This is a genomic window from Streptomyces sp. RLA012 (assembly GCF_056270325.1).
Genome location: NZ_JBWDPA010000002.1, coordinates 8,131,595 through 8,148,265 on the forward strand (window position 1 = coordinate 8,131,595; position 16,671 = coordinate 8,148,265).

Sequence of the window (16,671 nt, forward strand, 5' to 3'; positions counted from 1 at the left end):
AGAATGTCCAAAGGAGACACCCTGGGACAGGCTCCCGCACAGGTAATTTGAATCGCAGATGCGTATTATCTACGCTGCCTGTATGAGGCTGCTGCGTTCCACCGACCTGGCTCTGCGCGTTCTGATGCGGCTCGCCGTCGCGGGTGAGTCGTCCCCCACGACCCGGGAGGTCGCGGCGGACATGGAGGTCCCCTACACCCATGCCGCGAAGGTCGTGGCCGAGCTCCAGCACCTCGGACTGCTCGCGGCCCGCCGGGGCCGGGGCGGCGGCCTCGCGCTCACGGAAGCCGGCCGTACGGCCTCGGTGGGCACGGTCGTCCGGACCTTCGAGGGGGACGGCGACGTCGTCGACTGCGAGGGATCCGCGCCCTGCCCGCTGCGCTCCGGGTGCCGGCTGCGGGTCGCGCTGCGCCAGGCCCAGGAGGCCTTCTTCGCCTCGCTGGACCCGCTGACCGTGGCGGACGTCGTCGCCGCGCCGACCGGCCCGCTGCTGCTCGGCATCTCCAGTAGGCCCTAGGCCAGCAGGCCCTAGGCCGACAGGATCCGGCCCGGCCTCGGCCCCGCGTCTCTCTCCTGGCGCTCAGCTCCGCGCGAGCCAGAGGTCGGGGCCGAACACCTCGTAGTGGATGTCGGCGGGGGCCACGCCCTTGTCGATGAGCTGGCCGCGCACCGCGCGCATGAAGGGCAGCGGACCGCACAGGTACGCGCGGGTGCCCGACGCGACGGGTACGGAGGAGAGGTCCGTGCGTCCGGGGCGGCCCGCCCCCTCGGCGTCCCGCTCGTACCAGAAGTGGACCGCCGCGTCGGCGAGCTTCCCCGCGTACGCTTCGTGCTCGGCGCGCAGCGCGTGGTCGGCGGGGGAGCGGTCGGCGTGCACGACGGTGACCGGGGCGCGGTGTCCGGTGAGCGCGAGCTGCTCCAGCATGGCGATCATCGGGGTGACGCCGATACCGGCGGAGGCGAGCAGCACCGGGGTGTCCCGGGCGTCCGTGTCGTCGAGCACCAGATCGCCGTACGGCGCGGAGAGCTCAAGCCCGCTGCCCACGTGCACCTGAGCGTGGAGGTGGTTGGAGACCTCGCCGTCGGGGCTCACGTCGTCGTACACCCGCTTGACGCTGATCTGCCGTACGGGGGAGCCGGGGGCGCTGGAGAGGCTGTACTGGCGTATCTGGTGGGCGCCGTCCGGCAGCTCGACGCGGACCGACACGTACTGGCCGGCCCGGAAGCGCGGCAGCGGTCCGCCGTCGGCCGGACGCAGCCGGAAGGTGGCCACGTCGGCGGTCTCCTCGACGCGGTCCGTGACCTCCCAGACCCGCCACCCCCCGCTGCCGCTGCTGATGCCGTTGTCGCCGCTGTTGTCGCTGTGCTGCGCGGTCAGCCGTCGCTCGATGTCGATGAGGGCGTTCGCCATCAGCCAGTAGACCTCGTCCCAGGCGGCCGCGACCTCGGGGGTGACGGCGTCGCCGAGGACCTCGGCGATGGCGGCGAAGAGGTGCTCGTGCACGATCCGGTACTGCTCGGGCGCGATCCCCAGGGAGGCGTGCTTGTGCGCGATGCGGTTCAGCAGCACGTCGGGGCGCTCGTCCGGCCGTTCGACGAGGTGGGCGGCGAAGGCGGCGATGGATCCCGCCAGGGCCTGCCGCTGGGTGCCGGAGGCCTGGTTGCCGCGGTTGAACAGGTTGCGCAGCAGTTCGGGGTGAGCGGCGAAGAGCCTCGCGTAGAAGCGCTCGGCGATCTCGCCGATGGCCGCGCCGACGGCGGGGAGGGTGGCCCGCACGGTGGCGGTGGACTGCTCGGACAGCATCAGGACTCCTCGAATGCCAGGGCGGGAACGGGCGTTGCGATCCCGGCGTCTGCCCCGCACGGTAGTAAAACTTGCATCTGAAATGCAAATTAAAGCCCGCAGGGGGAGATCTCGCAGGGAGAGATGCGGAGAGAGTGTCGGGGTCGGCCATTACGGAGAGGCGGGTGAGCAGGCAGTATGGGCAGCAGAGCAGGACACCTGCCGTACGCGAGGCGTTCAGCCCGTGGTCGCCCGGGCGATCATGGTCCGCAACGCGCATGAAATGGTGTTGTGGTGGGATGCTCAGGTGCCCCGACCGTCCCCGAGGCGTGGGAGCAGGCGGCCTGACCAGCAAGGATGGGTGGAAGCGGAAGATGGACAAGCAGCAGGAGTTCGTGCTCCGGACACTGGAGGAGCGGGACATCCGGTTCGTTCGGCTGTGGTTCACGGACGTGCTGGGCTTCCTCAAGTCGGTGGCCGTGGCCCCGGCCGAGCTGGAGCAGGCCTTCGACGAGGGCATCGGCTTCGACGGCTCGGCCATCGAGGGCTTCGCCCGCGTGTACGAGTCCGACATGATCGCCAAGCCGGACCCGTCGACGTTCCAGGTGCTGCCGTGGCGTGCGGAGGCCCCCGGCACGGCCCGTATGTTCTGCGACATCCTGATGCCGGACGGCTCCCCGTCCTTCGCGGACCCGCGCTACGTCCTCAAGCGCGCCCTCGCGAAGACCTCCGACCTGGGCTTCACCTTCTACACCCACCCCGAGATCGAGTTCTTCCTGCTGAAGGACCGCCCGCTGGACGGCTCGCGCCCCACGCCCGCCGACAACTCCGGTTACTTCGACCACACCCCGCAGAACGTGGGCATGGACTTCCGCCGCCAGGCGATCACCATGCTGGAGTCGATGGGCATCTCGGTCGAGTTCTCCCACCACGAGGGCGCCCCCGGCCAGCAGGAGATCGACCTCCGCTACGCCGACGCGCTCTCCACGGCCGACAACATCATGACCTTCCGCCTGGTCATGAAGCAGGTCGCGCTGGAGCAGGGCGTCCAGGCGACGTTCATGCCCAAGCCCTTCTCGGAGCACCCGGGCAGCGGCATGCACACCCACCTCTCCCTCTTCGAGGGCGACCGCAATGCCTTCTACGAGTCCGGCTCGGAGTACCAGCTCTCCAAGGTCGGCCGCTCCTTCATCGCGGGCCTGCTCAAGCACGCGGCGGAGATCTCCGCCGTCACCAACCAGTGGGTCAACTCCTACAAGCGCATCTGGGGCGGCTCGGAGCGCACCGCGGGCGCCGGCGGCGAGGCACCCTCGTACATCTGCTGGGGCCACAACAACCGCTCCGCGCTCGTCCGCGTCCCGATGTACAAGCCCGGCAAGACCGGCTCGGCGCGCGTCGAGGTCCGCTCCATCGACTCGGGCGCGAACCCCTACCTGGCCTACGCCCTTCTCCTCGCCGCCGGCCTCAAGGGCATCGAGGAGGGCTACGAGCTCCCGCCGGGCGCCGACGACGACGTCTGGGCCCTCTCCGACGCCGAGCGCCGCGCCATGGGCATCGAGCCCCTGCCCCAGAACCTCGGCGAGGCCCTCGCCCTCATGCAGCGCAGCGAACTGGCCGCCGAGACCCTCGGCGAACACGTCTTCGACTTCTTCCTCCGCAACAAGAAGCAGGAGTGGGAGGAGTACCGCTCCGAGGTGACGGCGTTCGAGCTCCGCAAGAACCTGCCGGTGCTGTAGGCGCAGGTCAGCGCAGGTCAGAGCAGGTCAGCGCGGGTTTCTCAGGAGCATGGCAGGTGGGGCCGACGGTCGCGAACCGTCGGCCCTCCGGCGTCTTGCCGGCCCGGGGCCGTCTCCGTGCCGGTCGGGCGCCGAACCGGTGTCCACGTCTGCCGGGCCCGTCGCCGCACTCGACCTGAACCAGTCAAAGCCGCTCTGGGCGGTCGTGTGGTCGTGTGGTCGTGGCGAGGCGTTCCTCGGGCTCCGGACACACGAAACCCCGGTCGTCCGCCGCCGAGCGTAGGTGTGCGGACGCCGTAGAGATGACCGAGGTGCTCCATGACCGGATATCTGGCCGCCGTCATGACGATGATCGGACCGGCCCAGAACCGCTACGCGGACCCGTCGGCCTGGGACCGGCTCCATACGGAACTCGGGATGCAGCTGCCGCCCGACTACCGGATCCTTGTCGACGCGTACGCCCCGGTTCAGCTCAACCATCACCTGCACCTTTCCCACCCCGCGACCGAGCGGTGGAACCTGGGCGGGTGGATGCGGGACAAGGTCATGGCGTGGTCCCGGGTGCCCTGGGACGCACCCGACCTCGACGCGGACGAGGACCCCCGCCTGCTGTTCGGTCTCAAGGAGTTGAGCTTCGGCACGAGGGACGGGCTGTGGCCGATCGCAAGTACCGACCGCGGTGAGGTGGTCTTCCTGGTCGCCGCAGCCGATGTCCCCTGGCTCCTGGTCGAGGACGGGGAAGGCGGCTGGTCACGGTATGAGATGAGCTTCGCCGAATGGCTCTACCGCTATCTGATCGGCGAAGACATGGCCGGCCCCAACAGCTCCGCCTTCTATCCCGGGCCGGTGCAACTTCGGCGACTCCCGATGGCCGCCGGCGAACGTCCGGAGCCCTGGAGCGGCCCGGATCGCGGCATGTAGCGCTGTCCAGCCGCGACGGTCGGGATCCCTGCGATTGCCCATGCCCATCGTTGACCGATCTTTGGGACAGGCCGGCCAGTAGTTGGAGACCGCTGTCGTTAGGATGCCGGTTGATGATCGTGAAGGCGGTCGTGAAGGCGGTCGTGAAGGCGATCGTGAAGGCGATCGTGGAGATGAGGGGGACATGTTGAAGGCCACCGTTCGCCGTAGAACAGTCGTCGTTGCCGCAGTCGGCATCCTCGGCGCTGTGCCCAACACCGTTGTGGCCGAGGCCGCTCAGGCACAGGCCGCGCCAACCGCGGCGTACGCGTGCAGGAATGGAGCGGTCTCGGCTTCCGACGCCGCCGGGTCCGCGGTCCCCACGGCACGGCGTCCCAACGTGCCGCTTCATGCCGGCATCCGGGTGCACAACACCGAGGCCGTGTCACTGCCCAGGGCCACCTACGTCTTCGCCCTGGGCAACCTGACGAAGAACCGTGGGCCGGCCCCCATCGTGCAGTGGCGCGTCGGCAAGGGGCACTGGCAGAAGATGAGTCTGCACTGGAACCAGAAGACCAACGGCTCGCTGCCGCTCTGGAACTCCGGATCCCTGTCTCTGGGCACGATTCCCGCGCGGGGCACCGTCACCACCGAGATATCCGTGACCTTCCCCAAGAAGTCGATCAAGGCTGTCGACTACGACTTCCTCGATGTCCACAGTGGCGTCTGCGGCAGCACCAGGCTGGACTGGTACACCGGCAACGGCTTCGAGTACTGGCCGCAGAACGGCACTCCAGGCAAGCCGGCGTAGCCCCTACCCCGTGGCCGTCCCCACCACAGGCCGGGCACTTGCCCGGCCGCCGGGGCATTGAGCGGCCCACCGGTGCAGACGGCTTCAAGCCGGCTCCAGGCAGTCGGCCTGCTCCCGGCAGGAACGGGCGATACCCGGTCAGTCCGGCACTCGGCCGACGGTAAATCCGTCACCGTCCTGGAACTCGATCAACACCCCACTGCCAGCGAGGTAGATCCAGCTTTCAGGAGAGCAGTCCAACAGCGTCTCGGCGTGGATTGCCACCGCGTTGGCATCCAAGGCGATCGAGGGCGCTGCGAGATTGCTCCAGAACACGACTGCGAGCTCACGCTTGTCCCCGTGGTCGTGCACCAGCCTGCGCAGCTCCGCGCCGTCGAACGCGGTGGATCGCTCAAGAACTTCAACGCCGTCCCAGTCCAGCCGAGTCGATCCCACCGCACCGAGTCGGCTCAAGCCGACTCCGGCACATGCACGGTCCTCCTCGTACGAGAGCACGACCGCGGCATCGCCGATCGCGGCCAGGACCTCAGCGATCACCTCGGGGTGCGTCCCGTAGCCGCTTCTGGTGGTCAAGACATCCTCCATACCCGCTGATCGACGCATCCATGGGCTCGATCCCGGTGTCCTCAGTGTCCCGTGCGGGGGCCGTTGGAGCGTCACGACAGGCGGTAATGCCGGTGCTGCCACCAACTGCTCTCGCTACCCTCGGACTTGTGAGCGAGGACAGCCGACGCATCGCGAACTTCCGAGTCCACCTCGTCCCGGCAGTCCTGGCCTTGGCCAACCCGCCGTGGCAGCGCGACGTGTGGCTGGACCCGTCGGCGTTCGAGAACCTGGACCACATCTTCCATACGCTCTTCGACGACTTCTGCGATGCCGACAACCCCGAGCGCTACCTCGGCATCAGTCTGAGGAGCCAGGAAGAGGTCGCGCTCATGCGGCAGCTCGGCGCCGGCCTCGACGCGGCGATGGCCGATGCACCCGACGACACCGACGAGGAGTACCTCGCTGCGAGCGCGTGGTCCGAGGTCGTTGCCGTCGCTGGACGTCTCGCGCAGGTCATGGTCGCGAACGACCTGAGGGAACTCGTCGCGCTGAACGAGGTCGAGTGCCCCCTTGGTGATGGGCCGTACGGAGTCAGGCCGTCACCTTCGTGAGGAACGCCGCCAGGTTCGTCACCGTTCGTTGGATCTTCTCCTCCAGGGTGAGCGACTCGTGGAGGCGCGCGCCGGCGCCCGCGTCCTTCTTGCCCCGTACGTACAGGGAGCAGGAGAGGTCGCTGCATATGTAGGCGCCCACCGAGTTGCCCTGCTGGCCGGCCCTGCCCGCCTTCGGGGCGACCATCAGGGAGACGCCGCCGGTGTGGGCGGTCAGGCACATCGAGCACATGCTGCGCCGCGTCTGCCAGGAGGTGGGGCTGGGGCTGCGGAGGGCCAGGGCCCTCGGGTGGTCGTCCAGTTCGAGTACGAGGTAGGCGCGTTCGGGGGACTGAGGGTCTCGCCAGCCGAGGTAGTCCAGGTCGTCCCAGGGACGGTCGGCCAGGTCGCGCGGGACGGACAGGCGCTTCGTCTCGCCCTTGGTGCAGTTCACGAACGCGGCGCGGATCTCTTGTTCGGTCAGTGGCTTCATGAGGCATATGCTAAATTGCCTAAAGGTGTTAGGCAAATACATAAAGCATGATGGTGAGTGAGGGAGAGGGTATGGCGCGCGTCGGGCTGACCACTGAACGTCTGGCCCTTGCGGGGGCGGAGCTGGCCGATGAGGTCGGCTTCGATCAGGTGACCGTCTCCGAGCTCGCCAGGCGGTTCGATGTGAAGGTCGCGAGCCTGTACTCGCATGTGAAGAACTCCCAGGACCTCAAGACCAGGATCGCCCTGCTCGCCCTGGAGGAACTCGCCGACCGGGGCGCCGCCGCGCTGGCCGGGCGGGCCGGCAAGGACGCCCTGGCCGCTCTCGCGAACGTCTACCGCGACTACGCCCGGGAGCACCCCGGTCGTTATGCCGCCGCCCAGTTCAGACTCGACTCGGAAACGGCCGCCGCCAGCGCCGGTGGGCGGCACGCGCAGATGACACGGGCGATCCTGCGTGGCTACGAGCTGACGGAGCCGGATCAGACACACGCCGTTCGGCTGCTGGGCAGCTTCTTCCACGGCTACGTCAGTCTGGAGATGGGGGGAGGGTTCAGCCACAGCGCCCCCGACACGCAGGAGACCTGGGTACGGATGCTGGACGCCCTCGACGCGCTCCTGCGGAACTGGCCCGCGAGCGCGACAGCGACGGCGACGGCGTCCGCTGTCACCACCGCGACCACGACCACTACCGCGACCACGAGCGCGAACGAGCCCTGATCGTCCTCCCGCCGTTCGGGACATCCGAGATTTGTTCGATCAGTCACGGTTCCGGCGCCGCCGGGCCCACCTCCACCTGGCCCGCGCTCGCCGCCTCCCTCGCCGGGGTGGAACCGATCAACCTGGGGCTGGGCGGGAGCGCCCTGCTCGATCCGTTCACCGCGCGGACCATGCGGGACACCGCCGCCGACCTGATCAGCGTCAAGATCGGGATCAACCTGGTCAACACCGATGTGATGCGGCTGCGTGCCTTCGGCCCTGCCGTCCACGGCTTTCTCGACACCATCCGTGACGGGCATCCCACCACGCCGGTGCTGGTCGTCTCGCCTCTGCTGTGTCCTCTTCATGTCTGCTGTGTCCTCTTCATGAGGACACGCCCGGGCCCAGCACTCCGGATCTCTCCGCTCTCGGCGAGAGGCGGCTGCGGTTCCTGGCCGCCGGCGACCCGGCGACCCGGCGACCCGGCGGAGCGCGCGAGCGGGAAGCTGACGTTGCGCGTCATCCGCGACGAGCCGGCCCGGATCGTGGAGCAGCGGGCGGCCGAGGATCCGAACCTGCACCACCTGGACGGCCGGGACCTCTACGGCGCGGCCGACTTCGCCGAGCTGCCGCTGCCCGACCAGCTCCACCCGGACGCCGCCACCCACCGCCGTATCGGCGAACGCTTCGCCGAGCCGGCCTTCACCGCCCAGGGCGCCTTCGCCTGACGTGCGTACGCCCTCACCGTCGCTTCTCTCGGGGTGAACGGCCATGGGAGTTTGGAAGGCACGATGACCGTGCAGCTCAGCGGGGTGTGTCTGTGGCTGTTGTGTGCGCGACAGATGTCGCAGACCGAAGTGGTGTCACAATCCTCGACATGGAGAAGGACCCGCGCGGGACACATCTCATCGCCATAGGGCACAAGACCGTGTCGTGGGCGGTCGCAGAACTCATACGGGGAGTGCAGACCGACGAGCTTGCAAAGCTGAAGGTGGGGTCGGGCGAGCATCTGGCCGCTCTGCCGGTGAGCATCCCCCCGCTCAGCGGGCTCCAGACCAGCGTGCCCATCCCATAGCGTTGGCAGACCGGCAGCACCTCGCGTTCGATGCTCCGGTTGAGGATCGAGTACGACGGCTGCTCGGTCCGGAAGCGCTGCAGGCCGCGCTGTTCGGCTGTCCACTGTGCCTCGACGATGTCCGAGGCGGGGAAGGTCGAGGACCCGATGGCCCGGACCTTGCCGGCGCGTACCAGGTCGGTGAGGGCCGAGAGGGTCTCCTCGATGTCGGTGTCCGGCGCGGGCCGGTGGAGCTGGAACAGGTCATGTTGCTGGTGGCGTCCCAGATGCCCTCACCGTCGAGTTCCCGGCTGCTCGGCGTGACGAAGCGGTCGTCGAGCATCGGGCACATGAGCACCTGACCGAGCAGTCGGGGTCCGCCGCGGTCGCGTGCGAGCAGTGCCACGCCGGCCGCGAGCCCGCCGCCGGCGCTCGTTCCGGTGACGACGATGCGGTTGTGGTCGCCGCCGATCTGCGCGGCGTGTTCGTGGGTCCACAACAGGCCCGTGTAGCAGTCCTCGATCGGAGCGGGGTCGGGGTGCTCCGGTGCCAGGCGGTAGTCCACCGACACCACGACGGCCCCGTTGTCGACAGCCCAGTCGAGGACGGTGGCGACTCCGGCGCGGCTGTTGCCGATGATCATGCCGCCGCCGTGCATGTAGGAGAAGACCGGCGCTCCGGCTGCCAGGCCGACGGGCCTGAGAACGAGCAGCGGGATCTCCGGTGCACCTGCCGGACCGGGGATGGAGAGGTTCTGCAGTTCGACGGTCCCGTTGCGAGTCAGGTCCTCGTCTGTGGCCGCGAACATGCCGGCCCGCAGCTCCTCGATGTCCTGGGCGGTGATACTCGGCGAGAGGTGTTCGTGCACCAGCGCCAGCACTGCGGTGAGCTCCGGATCGAACGGTGGGTGGGTCCTCGTCATCGGTGGTTCCTCGGTTTCAGGGGCACCGGGGGCGCCGCCCTCGCGTTGTGGACCGTGATCCGGTGTTTCAGTTCGTGTCGGAGAGGGGGTCGATGATGGTGTCGGCGACCCGGCGTGCGACCTCGGCCGGGTAGGGCGCGTCGAGTCCGAGGACGATGTGGCTGAACCCGCAGTCGAGTGCCGCGCGGATGACGTGGCGGGTGTCCTGGGGCTGGTCGTAGGAGGCGGGCAGGACGATCGATCGGGTGATCTCGGCCGGGTTGCGGCCGATCTCGGCGCACAGCCGGTCCAGCGTGGCGCTGCGGGCGATCGCCTGCTCGATGCTGCCCCCGGGCATGTTCCAGCGGTCGGCGTGCTCGGCCACCACGCGCAGCGTCGGGGTGGCCTGGCCGCCGATCAGGATCGGCGGGTGGGGGCGCTGGACGGGTTTGGGACTGCAGAACGCGCCGGTCAGCTGGTGGTAGTCGCCCTGGAAGTCGAACGGTGCGGTTTCGGTCCATAGTCTGCGGGTGATCGTGCACGCCTCGGCGAGGCTTCCGACCGCGTGGGCGGCATCGTGGAAGGGAAGGCCGTGAGCTGCGTACTCACGCCGGGCCAGTGGCACGTCGGGCCGAGAGCCCGCGCCGATGCCGAACTCGAGCCGGCCGCCGGAGATGACATCGACAGAGGCGGCGATCTTGGCCAGCATGGCCGGTGGGCGGAACCTGTTGCTGGTGACCATCACCCCGAGCCGCAACCGCTCGGTCTGGGCTGCGAGAGCGGACAGCAGTGTCCAGCCCTCGAAGGTGGGTCCGTTCGGGTCGCCGCCGAGCGGCATGAGGTGGTCGAACAGCCAGGCGTGCTCGATCTGCGGGATGCCGTCCGCCTCACGCCAGACCCGCAGGACGTCGTCGTAGGCGACCTGCGCTGGGGCGGTCATGATTCCGAAACTGGGTCTGCGGGCCGGTGCGAGGGGGTTGGTCACTTCGAGTCGATCCTCCCCAGCGGGTCGACGGCCGCGGCCAGGGACCGGCGGGCGGTAGGCCACGCGTCGTTGTCGAGGCCCAGCGCGGTACGCAGATACGCCAGGGTGGCGTGCTGGACGACCGCGACACGCTCGTGGCTTTCGTCGGTGGTGCGCGTGTCGTTGGAGCCCTGGATGCCGCCGAGTCCGTGTTCCGCGCCGAACAGGGTCAGCAGATCGGTGGCGCCCGAGCTGAGGCGATAGCCGTCGGTGAACCAGTCCGGACCGCGCACCGTCAGCGGGGACTGGTCACGTTCGCCGGCGACCATAAGGCTCGGCGTCTTCAGTTCGGCGAAATCAGGGCTCATGAACGGGAAGTACTGGGCGGCGAGCGGGCTCAGGTCGGCGCCGCCGGTACCGGGCAGGCACAGCAGTACCGCCGCCTTCACACGCGAGTCGCTCATGCCCTCACCGGGAGTGCCGTCGGCGTCGACGACCCGTGCGCCCGCGAGGGTGCTGGCGGTCTGTGCGCCCCAGGAGTGTCCGGCGACCGCGATGCGGTCGTGGTCGATGCGGCCGGCCAGCCCGGGTACGCCGGCTTCGATGGTGCCGAGCTGGTCGAGGATCCTGGTCAGGTCGTCGGTGCGGATACGCCAGATGAGCGGGGTGCGCGGGTCGTCGGGGAGCAGGCCCAGCGAGTCGAGATGGGTGGGCTGGATGACGACGAACCCGCGGGCGGCCCAGAAGCCGACCAGCGGTGCGTATTCGTCCATGGTCAGGGTCATGCCGTGCGAGAAGACGACGACGGGCAGGTTGTGGCCGGTCGTCGGCGCTGTGACCCGTACCTGCAGGTCCTGGCCGCGGTCCGGGGCGGCCAGTGCGATCGGCCTGACAGATATGACCGGGGTGGTGGAGTCGTTGCCGCCGTCGGCGGACGTGGTGTCGCTCATGAGGTGAATGTCTTTCTCGGAGGGGCCCAGTGGCCCGTGCTGCGCGGCGTCTGGCATGATTGCAATACGGAGCCCCGCTCCGCATTACGATACGGAACCTTGCTCCGCTTTGCAAGTGGGAGGTGCTCACGATGTCCACGCCCAACACGCCGCCACTTCCTGCTGGCCGCAAGCGATCCGACGTCCGCCGAAACGAGCAGACACTGCTGGACGCCGCCGCGGCCGTGTTCGTCCGTGCGGGAGTCGACGCTCCCGTGCGGGAGATCGCCGCCGAATCGGGCCTCGGCATGGGCACCATCTACCGCCACTTCCCCACCCGGGCGGACCTGGTGGTCGCCGTCTTCAGACACCAGGTCGACGCGCTCTCCACTGCCGCGCACACGGCGCCCGCTGCCGATACGCCGTACGAGGTCCTGCGGCTGTGGGTTCACCAATTCGCCGATTTCCTGGTCACCAAGCACGGCCTCGCCGAGGCACTGCACTCGGACCAAGCCGGATTCGAGAGCCTGCACAACGAGTTCGTCGAACGCCTGCTGCCCGTGCTCGACCAGCTGCTGAAAGCGTCCGCCGCCGCCGGCTCCACACACGCGGACATCCGCGCCTACGACTTCATGCTCGCCATCGGCAACCTGTGCATCGGAGTCGAAACCTTCCCCGACTACCAGGCCCGCCGCATGATCGACCTGCTGCTCGCCGGCCTGGCACAGACCGCCCCGGCACCGACAGTCAGCGAACCGAAATAGCGCCGGCGCTCTCGCGCGCCCGTGCCAGGACCCTCTAAGCCGGTCGCGGGCGGAGCCATCGGCACCGGAGTGGGAGCCGTTCGACGGACCTTGCGCGACGGCGGGCCCGTAGGCACTGAAGACCGAACTGCTCGGTGGTCCCGGCCGAGTCCTTCGGCAAGTCGGGGAGTCAGGCGGCCTGGGCGAGGCCGGCGGTGGTGAGGTCGCGCAGCGGGGTGAAGTCGATGTCGAGCGTCGGATCGTACGCCTCGGGCTGGATGCCGACTTCGTGAGTGCTGTACTCGCCGAACCGGTTGATGTGCTCGGTCAGGTACGGCGAGATGTGCGCCAGGTCCTCCGGATCAATCTCCCACCCCTCCTCCAGCAGCTGCCGCACGATCTCCGCGATGTCCAGGGCATTGTGGAAGATCACCGCTTCTCTGAACTCATGCGGTGCGCTTCCGGACGGTCATCGGCCAGCCGCTGGCATCAGTCCTGCCACTCGTCCAGCGGGATGACTCCGAGGCTTCAGCACCCTGTGAAAGCGGGGGCCCATGTGGGGAGGATCCCGCTGGCCTCAGCGAGCGAGGTCCACCTGGGGTCAGCTGGCTGCTTCTCCAGCACCAGAACAGGGCGTATTCGACCGAACGTCCTTGCCAATTGCAGCTGATGGGCATAGTCGAGAACCTGTCCGATCCCCAGTCGAATCTGCTCGGGCCCTGCGGCGTTCGGAGTCCGCAGCCCGTGCCTTGGCCAGGTGGTCCGGTGAGGTCATGCGTCGCGCTCCAGCCGCAGGTTCGGCTCCGGTGCCGGATGCCGGGCATGCCGAGGGAGACCGTGCGGGTCTTGCGCAGGGCCCGGGTGGCTTCCTTGATCTGCTCGCGTTCGTCGTCGGTGAGTCCTTCGAGGTCGGCCTCGACGCGGCGGATCAGGGTGCGGATGCGCTTGATCTCCTCTTCGGACGGGGTCGATTCGGTGCGGGCCCAGTCGTCCAACTCCGTTGCGGCGTTGAGGCGTTCGCAGTCCCGCAGCAGCGTGTCGAGGTAGGCCCGCAGCTCCGGCAAGTGCGACGGGTCGGTGCGGAAGTGATCGCAGCCGACGCAGCGGAACCGGAACGGGCAGCCGTGGCCGTCGGCCTTGACGTTGCTCGGCTCGACACAGATGCCGTAGGGGACGGAGACCTGGCCGATCCGCAGGCGGGCGTGTTCATGCTCCAGGAGCTGGCGGGCCTCGGTCCAGATCCGGTTGCCGTGCCGGTCGAACTGGTGTGAGACGAGCTTGTCGACCGCGACCCGGGTCCGTTTCTCGGTCACCCGATAGTAGGTTTGTGTAGTTTGCAACGATCTGTGACCCATGAGCTCGCGGAGCACGTCGGGCAGGGTTCCGGCGTCCGCGTGCCGTTGCGCGTAGGAGTGCCGGTAGGGAGTAGGGAACGACTTCCAGCTTGGGGAACTCGGTGCCGTCGGCGAGAAGCAGGGGAGGGGCGGCATGGCGTTGACCCAGCGTCGGTGGACGTTGCCGATGTGCTGCATGCGGAACGGCTGGGTGCCCTCGGAGTTCTGCCGGGGCCGGGGAAAGAGCACCAGCTTGGACAGGTCAGTGTCCGGGAAGCGGGCGCGGATGGACTTCTTCTGCCTGACGACGATCTCGGCGGTGGAGTCCGGGATCGGCAGGCGGCAGCCGGTGCGGTTGTTCTTGAAGTCGGTGTAGATGAGCACGGACTTGCCGTGCTCGTCCGTCTCCAGACAGTCCCAGGGTAGGCAGCCGATCTCGTCGGGACGCCGTCCGGTGTCGACGAGGATCTCGATCGCGTTGCGCATGTCCTCGCTGCCGTCGCGGATCTGGTCCAGGGTGGGCAGCCGCTCGCAGAGCTGGGTGAGGATCTCCCTCGGCAGGGCCCGGCCCGGTCCCTCTTCGGTGATGACCGGGGGCATGTCGTGCCTGCGCAGCGCGAAGTCGTCGGGCAGGTCGGCGAGGATCTCGCCAGGGCGGGTCAGGCCCATGTCGCGGATCTCGCGCAGGAACCGGCCGGTGAACCGGGATACCGTCGTGCGGCGGAAGGAGCTGATCTCACCGGTGTGTTCCAGGTGGGCGACGTACTGGGTGAACGCCTCGATGTCGCTGCGGCCGAGCACGGCCATGTTCTCCCCGCGGTCCTCGCGGGAGCGGACCAGGCTCTGCGAGAGGAAGCGGAGGCAGAGGACCATCTCGGAGAGGCTGTTGGGGATGTTCTTGCCGTAGCGGCGGGGAATCTCGTCTAGCACCCACGTCTTGCAGGCCCGCCGCATCCACTCCTGGTGCAGCGGGGTGAAGTCCATCCTTCGCCACTGGCCCAGGCCGAAGGCGGCCATGTTCCAGATGTCCTTGATCTGTTCCAGTTCCGGAGTGGAGACAGCCGCCGCGATCGTGCGGCGCATGGCGTTGGCCATGCCGCTCAGGTGGGTGTTGCGGCGTACCTGGACATCGTCGAACTGCTCGACGCGCTGCTCGCGCAGGTGCTGGACGATGCCCCGCAGCAGGATGGGCGGGCTCTTGATTTCGGCGTCCGTGCGGGCCTGGAGCGCGTAGAGGACCTCGGCGGTCACCAGGGCCGGCAGTCTGCGAAGGCTCACCGCGGTGGTTTCGGAAGTGCCGGGCTCGGTGCGGCACCACTGCTCGAAGTCGGTGCCGCGGGCCTGTGCCTCCTTCCACCTCACCCAGTGCGGTGGGCAGCACAGGTTCGAGCTGTTCGCCCGGTGCCGGTGGCAGGCGTCCACCGAGCACAGGCCGAACCCGGGCAACGGCCGGACGCGCGGATGGGCGAGGAACTCCTCCAGCGGCGGGCGCCCCAGCTTCACGAACAGCTCGCGGTGCCGCATGCACATCTGCGTCCTCGACGACGTCCAAGGGCGCTGGCATTTGGGGACGCCGCAGCCGCCCGAGGTGTTGCTGATCTGCTTCGGCTCGGTGGCCAGGAAGGAACTCCTCCGGCGTCTTGCCGCTCCGCTTCCAGCTGCTGCGGCAGGCCGAGCACAGACCCAGTTCCGTCCTGCGGGCGGCAGCCCAACAGCCCTGGCGGGCACAGATGTTCATGCCGAGGAAGGGGTGATCCGGTGACGGCCGCAGGATCTGGGATGTCTCGTCCCGGTTCAGCATCTCCAGCGTCTCGCGGCGGATCAGCTCACGCAGCCGCTTGGCGCGGGCAGGGAGCAGATCCGATGCCGGGGCGGGCACCAGTTGCAGGGGTGAGGTCATCCGTTCCTCCTCGGAGCGAGCGCACCCACCCGATCGACGGCGGCCCGCAGCCGCTGTGGGTCGGGATGCAGGTAGACCTGCGAACTTGATGGGCTGGCATGGCCGAGCAGGTCGGCGATCTCGTCCAGGTCGGCGTCGGCGGCGTTGCTGGCGAATCCGTGCCGCAGGGCATGGGGATGGACGCCCTCGGACAGCCCCGCCCGGCGCGACAATCGGTCGAACAGGTCGTTCAAGGCCGCAGGCGGCATGGGCGCCCCGAGCGGCTGCCGGAACAGGTTCACCAGGACGAAGTCGCTGTCGCGTGCCTCGCGGCAGGCGTCCCGTTGGACGACGTACTGGTCGTAAGCCTGCACCAGCAGGAAGTCGACAGGGACGGCGCGCGACCGCTTCGACTTCGCCCAGGCGCCGTTGTCGTTGTCGCGGCGTACCTCGTGCAGGTGGGAACCGGGAATCCGGCAGCCCAGCCCGCTGGCGTCCAGGACGAAGTGGATGTCTTCCCGGCGCAGGCCCACGGCCTCGCTCCGCCGCAGGCCGGCCCTGGCCAGCAGCAACACGATGAACCGGTCCCGGGCGTTGCGGCAGGCCCGCAGCAGAGCCAGGACCTCCTCGTCCGTGGCGCGGCCGACCGGCTCGTCCGGCTCGGCGGCCCGATGCCTGGCCTTGGCGAAGTAGCGCAGCCCGCTGCCCTCGCCGCGGGCCTCGGGCGGCAGGTCACGGTCGTCGGCGATCTCGTAGAGCTGGGACAGCACGAACATCGGCACCGTGCCCAACGTCGTGCCGTGCGCGAGGAATTCGCGTACCCCGGCGAGCACGGTGTTGATCCGGCGCGGCCCGCGGACCGGCTCACTGCCCGGCCCGGCCACCACCTCGCTGTCGTCCCCGGGCGAGTGCCGCAGCCAGAACATGAAACTGCCCAGGCGGCCCGCGGCCGTCGTCCAGTCCCGTCCGGTGCACCGGCACCAGGTCAGGTAGAGCGCGACCGCCCGGCATACGTCCGCGTCGTCGATTCCGCCTGATCGTGACCGAACCGTACGTGCCGCAAGAACTCGTCCGCCGCCGGTACGGGCTCCAGGCGGTCCTCGTCCAGCACGGTCCAGTACCGCTGACCCGACGGCATGACCACACGAAAGGGCCGGAGACTTCCGGAGAACTCATGAATCACGCGCCTTCAACGACAACTACGACGTGCACGACACGGCGACGTGAAGCGTCGTACACGGCACCCCACCTGCGGGTGATGCGACAGTGCACGACGCCGTCACGAACCAGAGAGAACTGGTTCAGGTACG

General features: G+C 68.8%; 17 protein-coding genes and 2 pseudogenes. 8 read left to right on the forward strand and 11 right to left on the reverse strand.

What is annotated here, in order from left to right:
* Positions 1–82 precede the first annotated feature (82 nt).
* Entirely contained in the window at positions 83–517 is a 435-nt protein-coding gene (locus tag RV986_RS37305) for an RrF2 family transcriptional regulator (protein ID WP_475921590.1), read from the forward strand.
* Positions 518–580: 63 nt separating this feature from the next.
* On the opposite strand, the gene RV986_RS37310 is transcribed toward RV986_RS37305, so the two are convergent.
* Complete coding sequence (locus tag RV986_RS37310; protein ID WP_475921591.1) at positions 581–1,804, reverse strand: globin domain-containing protein; 1,224 nt, start codon at positions 1,802–1,804, stop codon at positions 581–583.
* A 353-nt stretch (positions 1,805–2,157) separates the two neighbouring features.
* Between RV986_RS37310 and glnA the strand changes: the two genes are divergently transcribed.
* From glnA to RV986_RS37325, 3 genes are all read left to right on the forward strand, one after another.
* Complete coding sequence (gene glnA / locus RV986_RS37315) at positions 2,158–3,519, forward strand: type I glutamate--ammonia ligase (RefSeq protein WP_475921592.1); 1,362 nt, start codon at positions 2,158–2,160, stop codon at positions 3,517–3,519.
* 318 nt (positions 3,520–3,837) lie between these two features.
* Positions 3,838–4,440, forward strand: coding sequence for an SMI1/KNR4 family protein (locus RV986_RS37320; RefSeq protein ID WP_475921593.1), 603 nt, complete (start codon positions 3,838–3,840; stop codon positions 4,438–4,440).
* 247 nt (positions 4,441–4,687) lie between these two features.
* Positions 4,688–5,230, forward strand: a complete 543-nt coding sequence (locus RV986_RS37325; RefSeq protein ID WP_475921594.1) for a hypothetical protein — start codon at positions 4,688–4,690, stop codon at positions 5,228–5,230.
* A 138-nt stretch (positions 5,231–5,368) separates the two neighbouring features.
* On the opposite strand, the gene RV986_RS37330 is transcribed toward RV986_RS37325, so the two are convergent.
* Positions 5,369–5,803: a hypothetical protein gene (locus RV986_RS37330; RefSeq protein ID WP_475921595.1), complete on the reverse strand. Its 435-nt coding sequence runs from the start codon at positions 5,801–5,803 to the stop codon at positions 5,369–5,371.
* 140 nt (positions 5,804–5,943) lie between these two features.
* Between RV986_RS37330 and RV986_RS37335 the strand changes: the two genes are divergently transcribed.
* Entirely contained in the window at positions 5,944–6,387 is a 444-nt protein-coding gene (locus RV986_RS37335) for an SCO4402 family protein (RefSeq protein WP_475921596.1), read from the forward strand.
* Here RV986_RS37335 and RV986_RS37340 read toward each other — a convergent pair.
* Positions 6,368–6,859 (reverse strand): FBP domain-containing protein, encoded by a 492-nt coding sequence (locus tag RV986_RS37340; protein ID WP_475921597.1) that lies wholly within the window; start codon positions 6,857–6,859, stop codon positions 6,368–6,370. The genes RV986_RS37335 and RV986_RS37340 overlap by 20 nt on opposite strands.
* A 71-nt stretch (positions 6,860–6,930) precedes the next feature.
* Between RV986_RS37340 and RV986_RS37345 the strand changes: the two genes are divergently transcribed.
* Entirely contained in the window at positions 6,931–7,578 is a 648-nt protein-coding gene (locus RV986_RS37345; protein ID WP_475921598.1) for a TetR/AcrR family transcriptional regulator, read from the forward strand.
* Between the two features lie 38 nt (positions 7,579–7,616).
* Complete coding sequence (locus RV986_RS37350; RefSeq protein WP_475924573.1) at positions 7,617–8,285, forward strand: SGNH/GDSL hydrolase family protein; 669 nt, start codon at positions 7,617–7,619, stop codon at positions 8,283–8,285.
* A gap of 289 nt (positions 8,286–8,574) precedes the next feature.
* On the opposite strand, the pseudogene RV986_RS37355 reads toward RV986_RS37350, so the two are convergent.
* From RV986_RS37355 to RV986_RS37370, 4 genes and pseudogenes are all read right to left on the reverse strand, one after another.
* Positions 8,575–8,877: pseudogene (locus RV986_RS37355) on the reverse strand (aldo/keto reductase); the annotation flags it as partial.
* A gap of 20 nt (positions 8,878–8,897) precedes the next feature.
* A pseudogene (locus RV986_RS37360) lies at positions 8,898–9,533 on the reverse strand (alpha/beta hydrolase); the annotation flags it as partial.
* A 67-nt stretch (positions 9,534–9,600) separates the two neighbouring features.
* The gene (locus RV986_RS37365; RefSeq protein WP_475921599.1) at positions 9,601–10,452 is read right to left on the reverse strand and encodes an LLM class flavin-dependent oxidoreductase; all 852 of its coding nucleotides are present in this window, start codon (positions 10,450–10,452) and stop codon (positions 9,601–9,603) included.
* 41 nt (positions 10,453–10,493) lie between these two features.
* Positions 10,494–11,426 carry an alpha/beta hydrolase family protein gene (locus RV986_RS37370; RefSeq protein WP_475921600.1) on the reverse strand — a complete coding sequence of 311 codons (933 nt, stop codon included), beginning with the start codon at positions 11,424–11,426 and terminating at the stop codon, positions 10,494–10,496.
* 131 nt (positions 11,427–11,557) lie between these two features.
* Between RV986_RS37370 and RV986_RS37375 the strand changes: the two genes are divergently transcribed.
* Positions 11,558–12,169, forward strand: a complete 612-nt coding sequence (locus tag RV986_RS37375) for a TetR/AcrR family transcriptional regulator (RefSeq protein WP_475921601.1) — start codon at positions 11,558–11,560, stop codon at positions 12,167–12,169.
* Positions 12,170–12,338: 169 nt separating this feature from the next.
* Here RV986_RS37375 and RV986_RS37380 read toward each other — a convergent pair whose 3' ends face one another.
* The 4 genes from RV986_RS37380 to RV986_RS37395 all read right to left on the reverse strand — a co-directional run bounded on the left by RV986_RS37380 (position 12,339) and on the right by RV986_RS37395 (position 16,499).
* Complete coding sequence (locus RV986_RS37380; RefSeq protein ID WP_475921602.1) at positions 12,339–12,581, reverse strand: Tn3 family transposase; 243 nt, start codon at positions 12,579–12,581, stop codon at positions 12,339–12,341.
* Between the two features lie 13 nt (positions 12,582–12,594).
* A complete protein-coding gene (locus RV986_RS37385) occupies positions 12,595–15,006 on the reverse strand; it encodes a tyrosine-type recombinase/integrase (protein ID WP_475921603.1) in 2,412 nt (803 codons plus the stop codon).
* 372 nt (positions 15,007–15,378) lie between these two features.
* The gene (locus RV986_RS37390; RefSeq protein WP_475921604.1) at positions 15,379–16,287 is read right to left on the reverse strand and encodes a tyrosine-type recombinase/integrase; all 909 of its coding nucleotides are present in this window, start codon (positions 16,285–16,287) and stop codon (positions 15,379–15,381) included.
* A 59-nt stretch (positions 16,288–16,346) separates the two neighbouring features.
* Positions 16,347–16,499, reverse strand: a complete 153-nt coding sequence (locus RV986_RS37395; protein ID WP_475921605.1) for a hypothetical protein — start codon at positions 16,497–16,499, stop codon at positions 16,347–16,349.
* Positions 16,500–16,671: the final 172 nt, after the last annotated feature.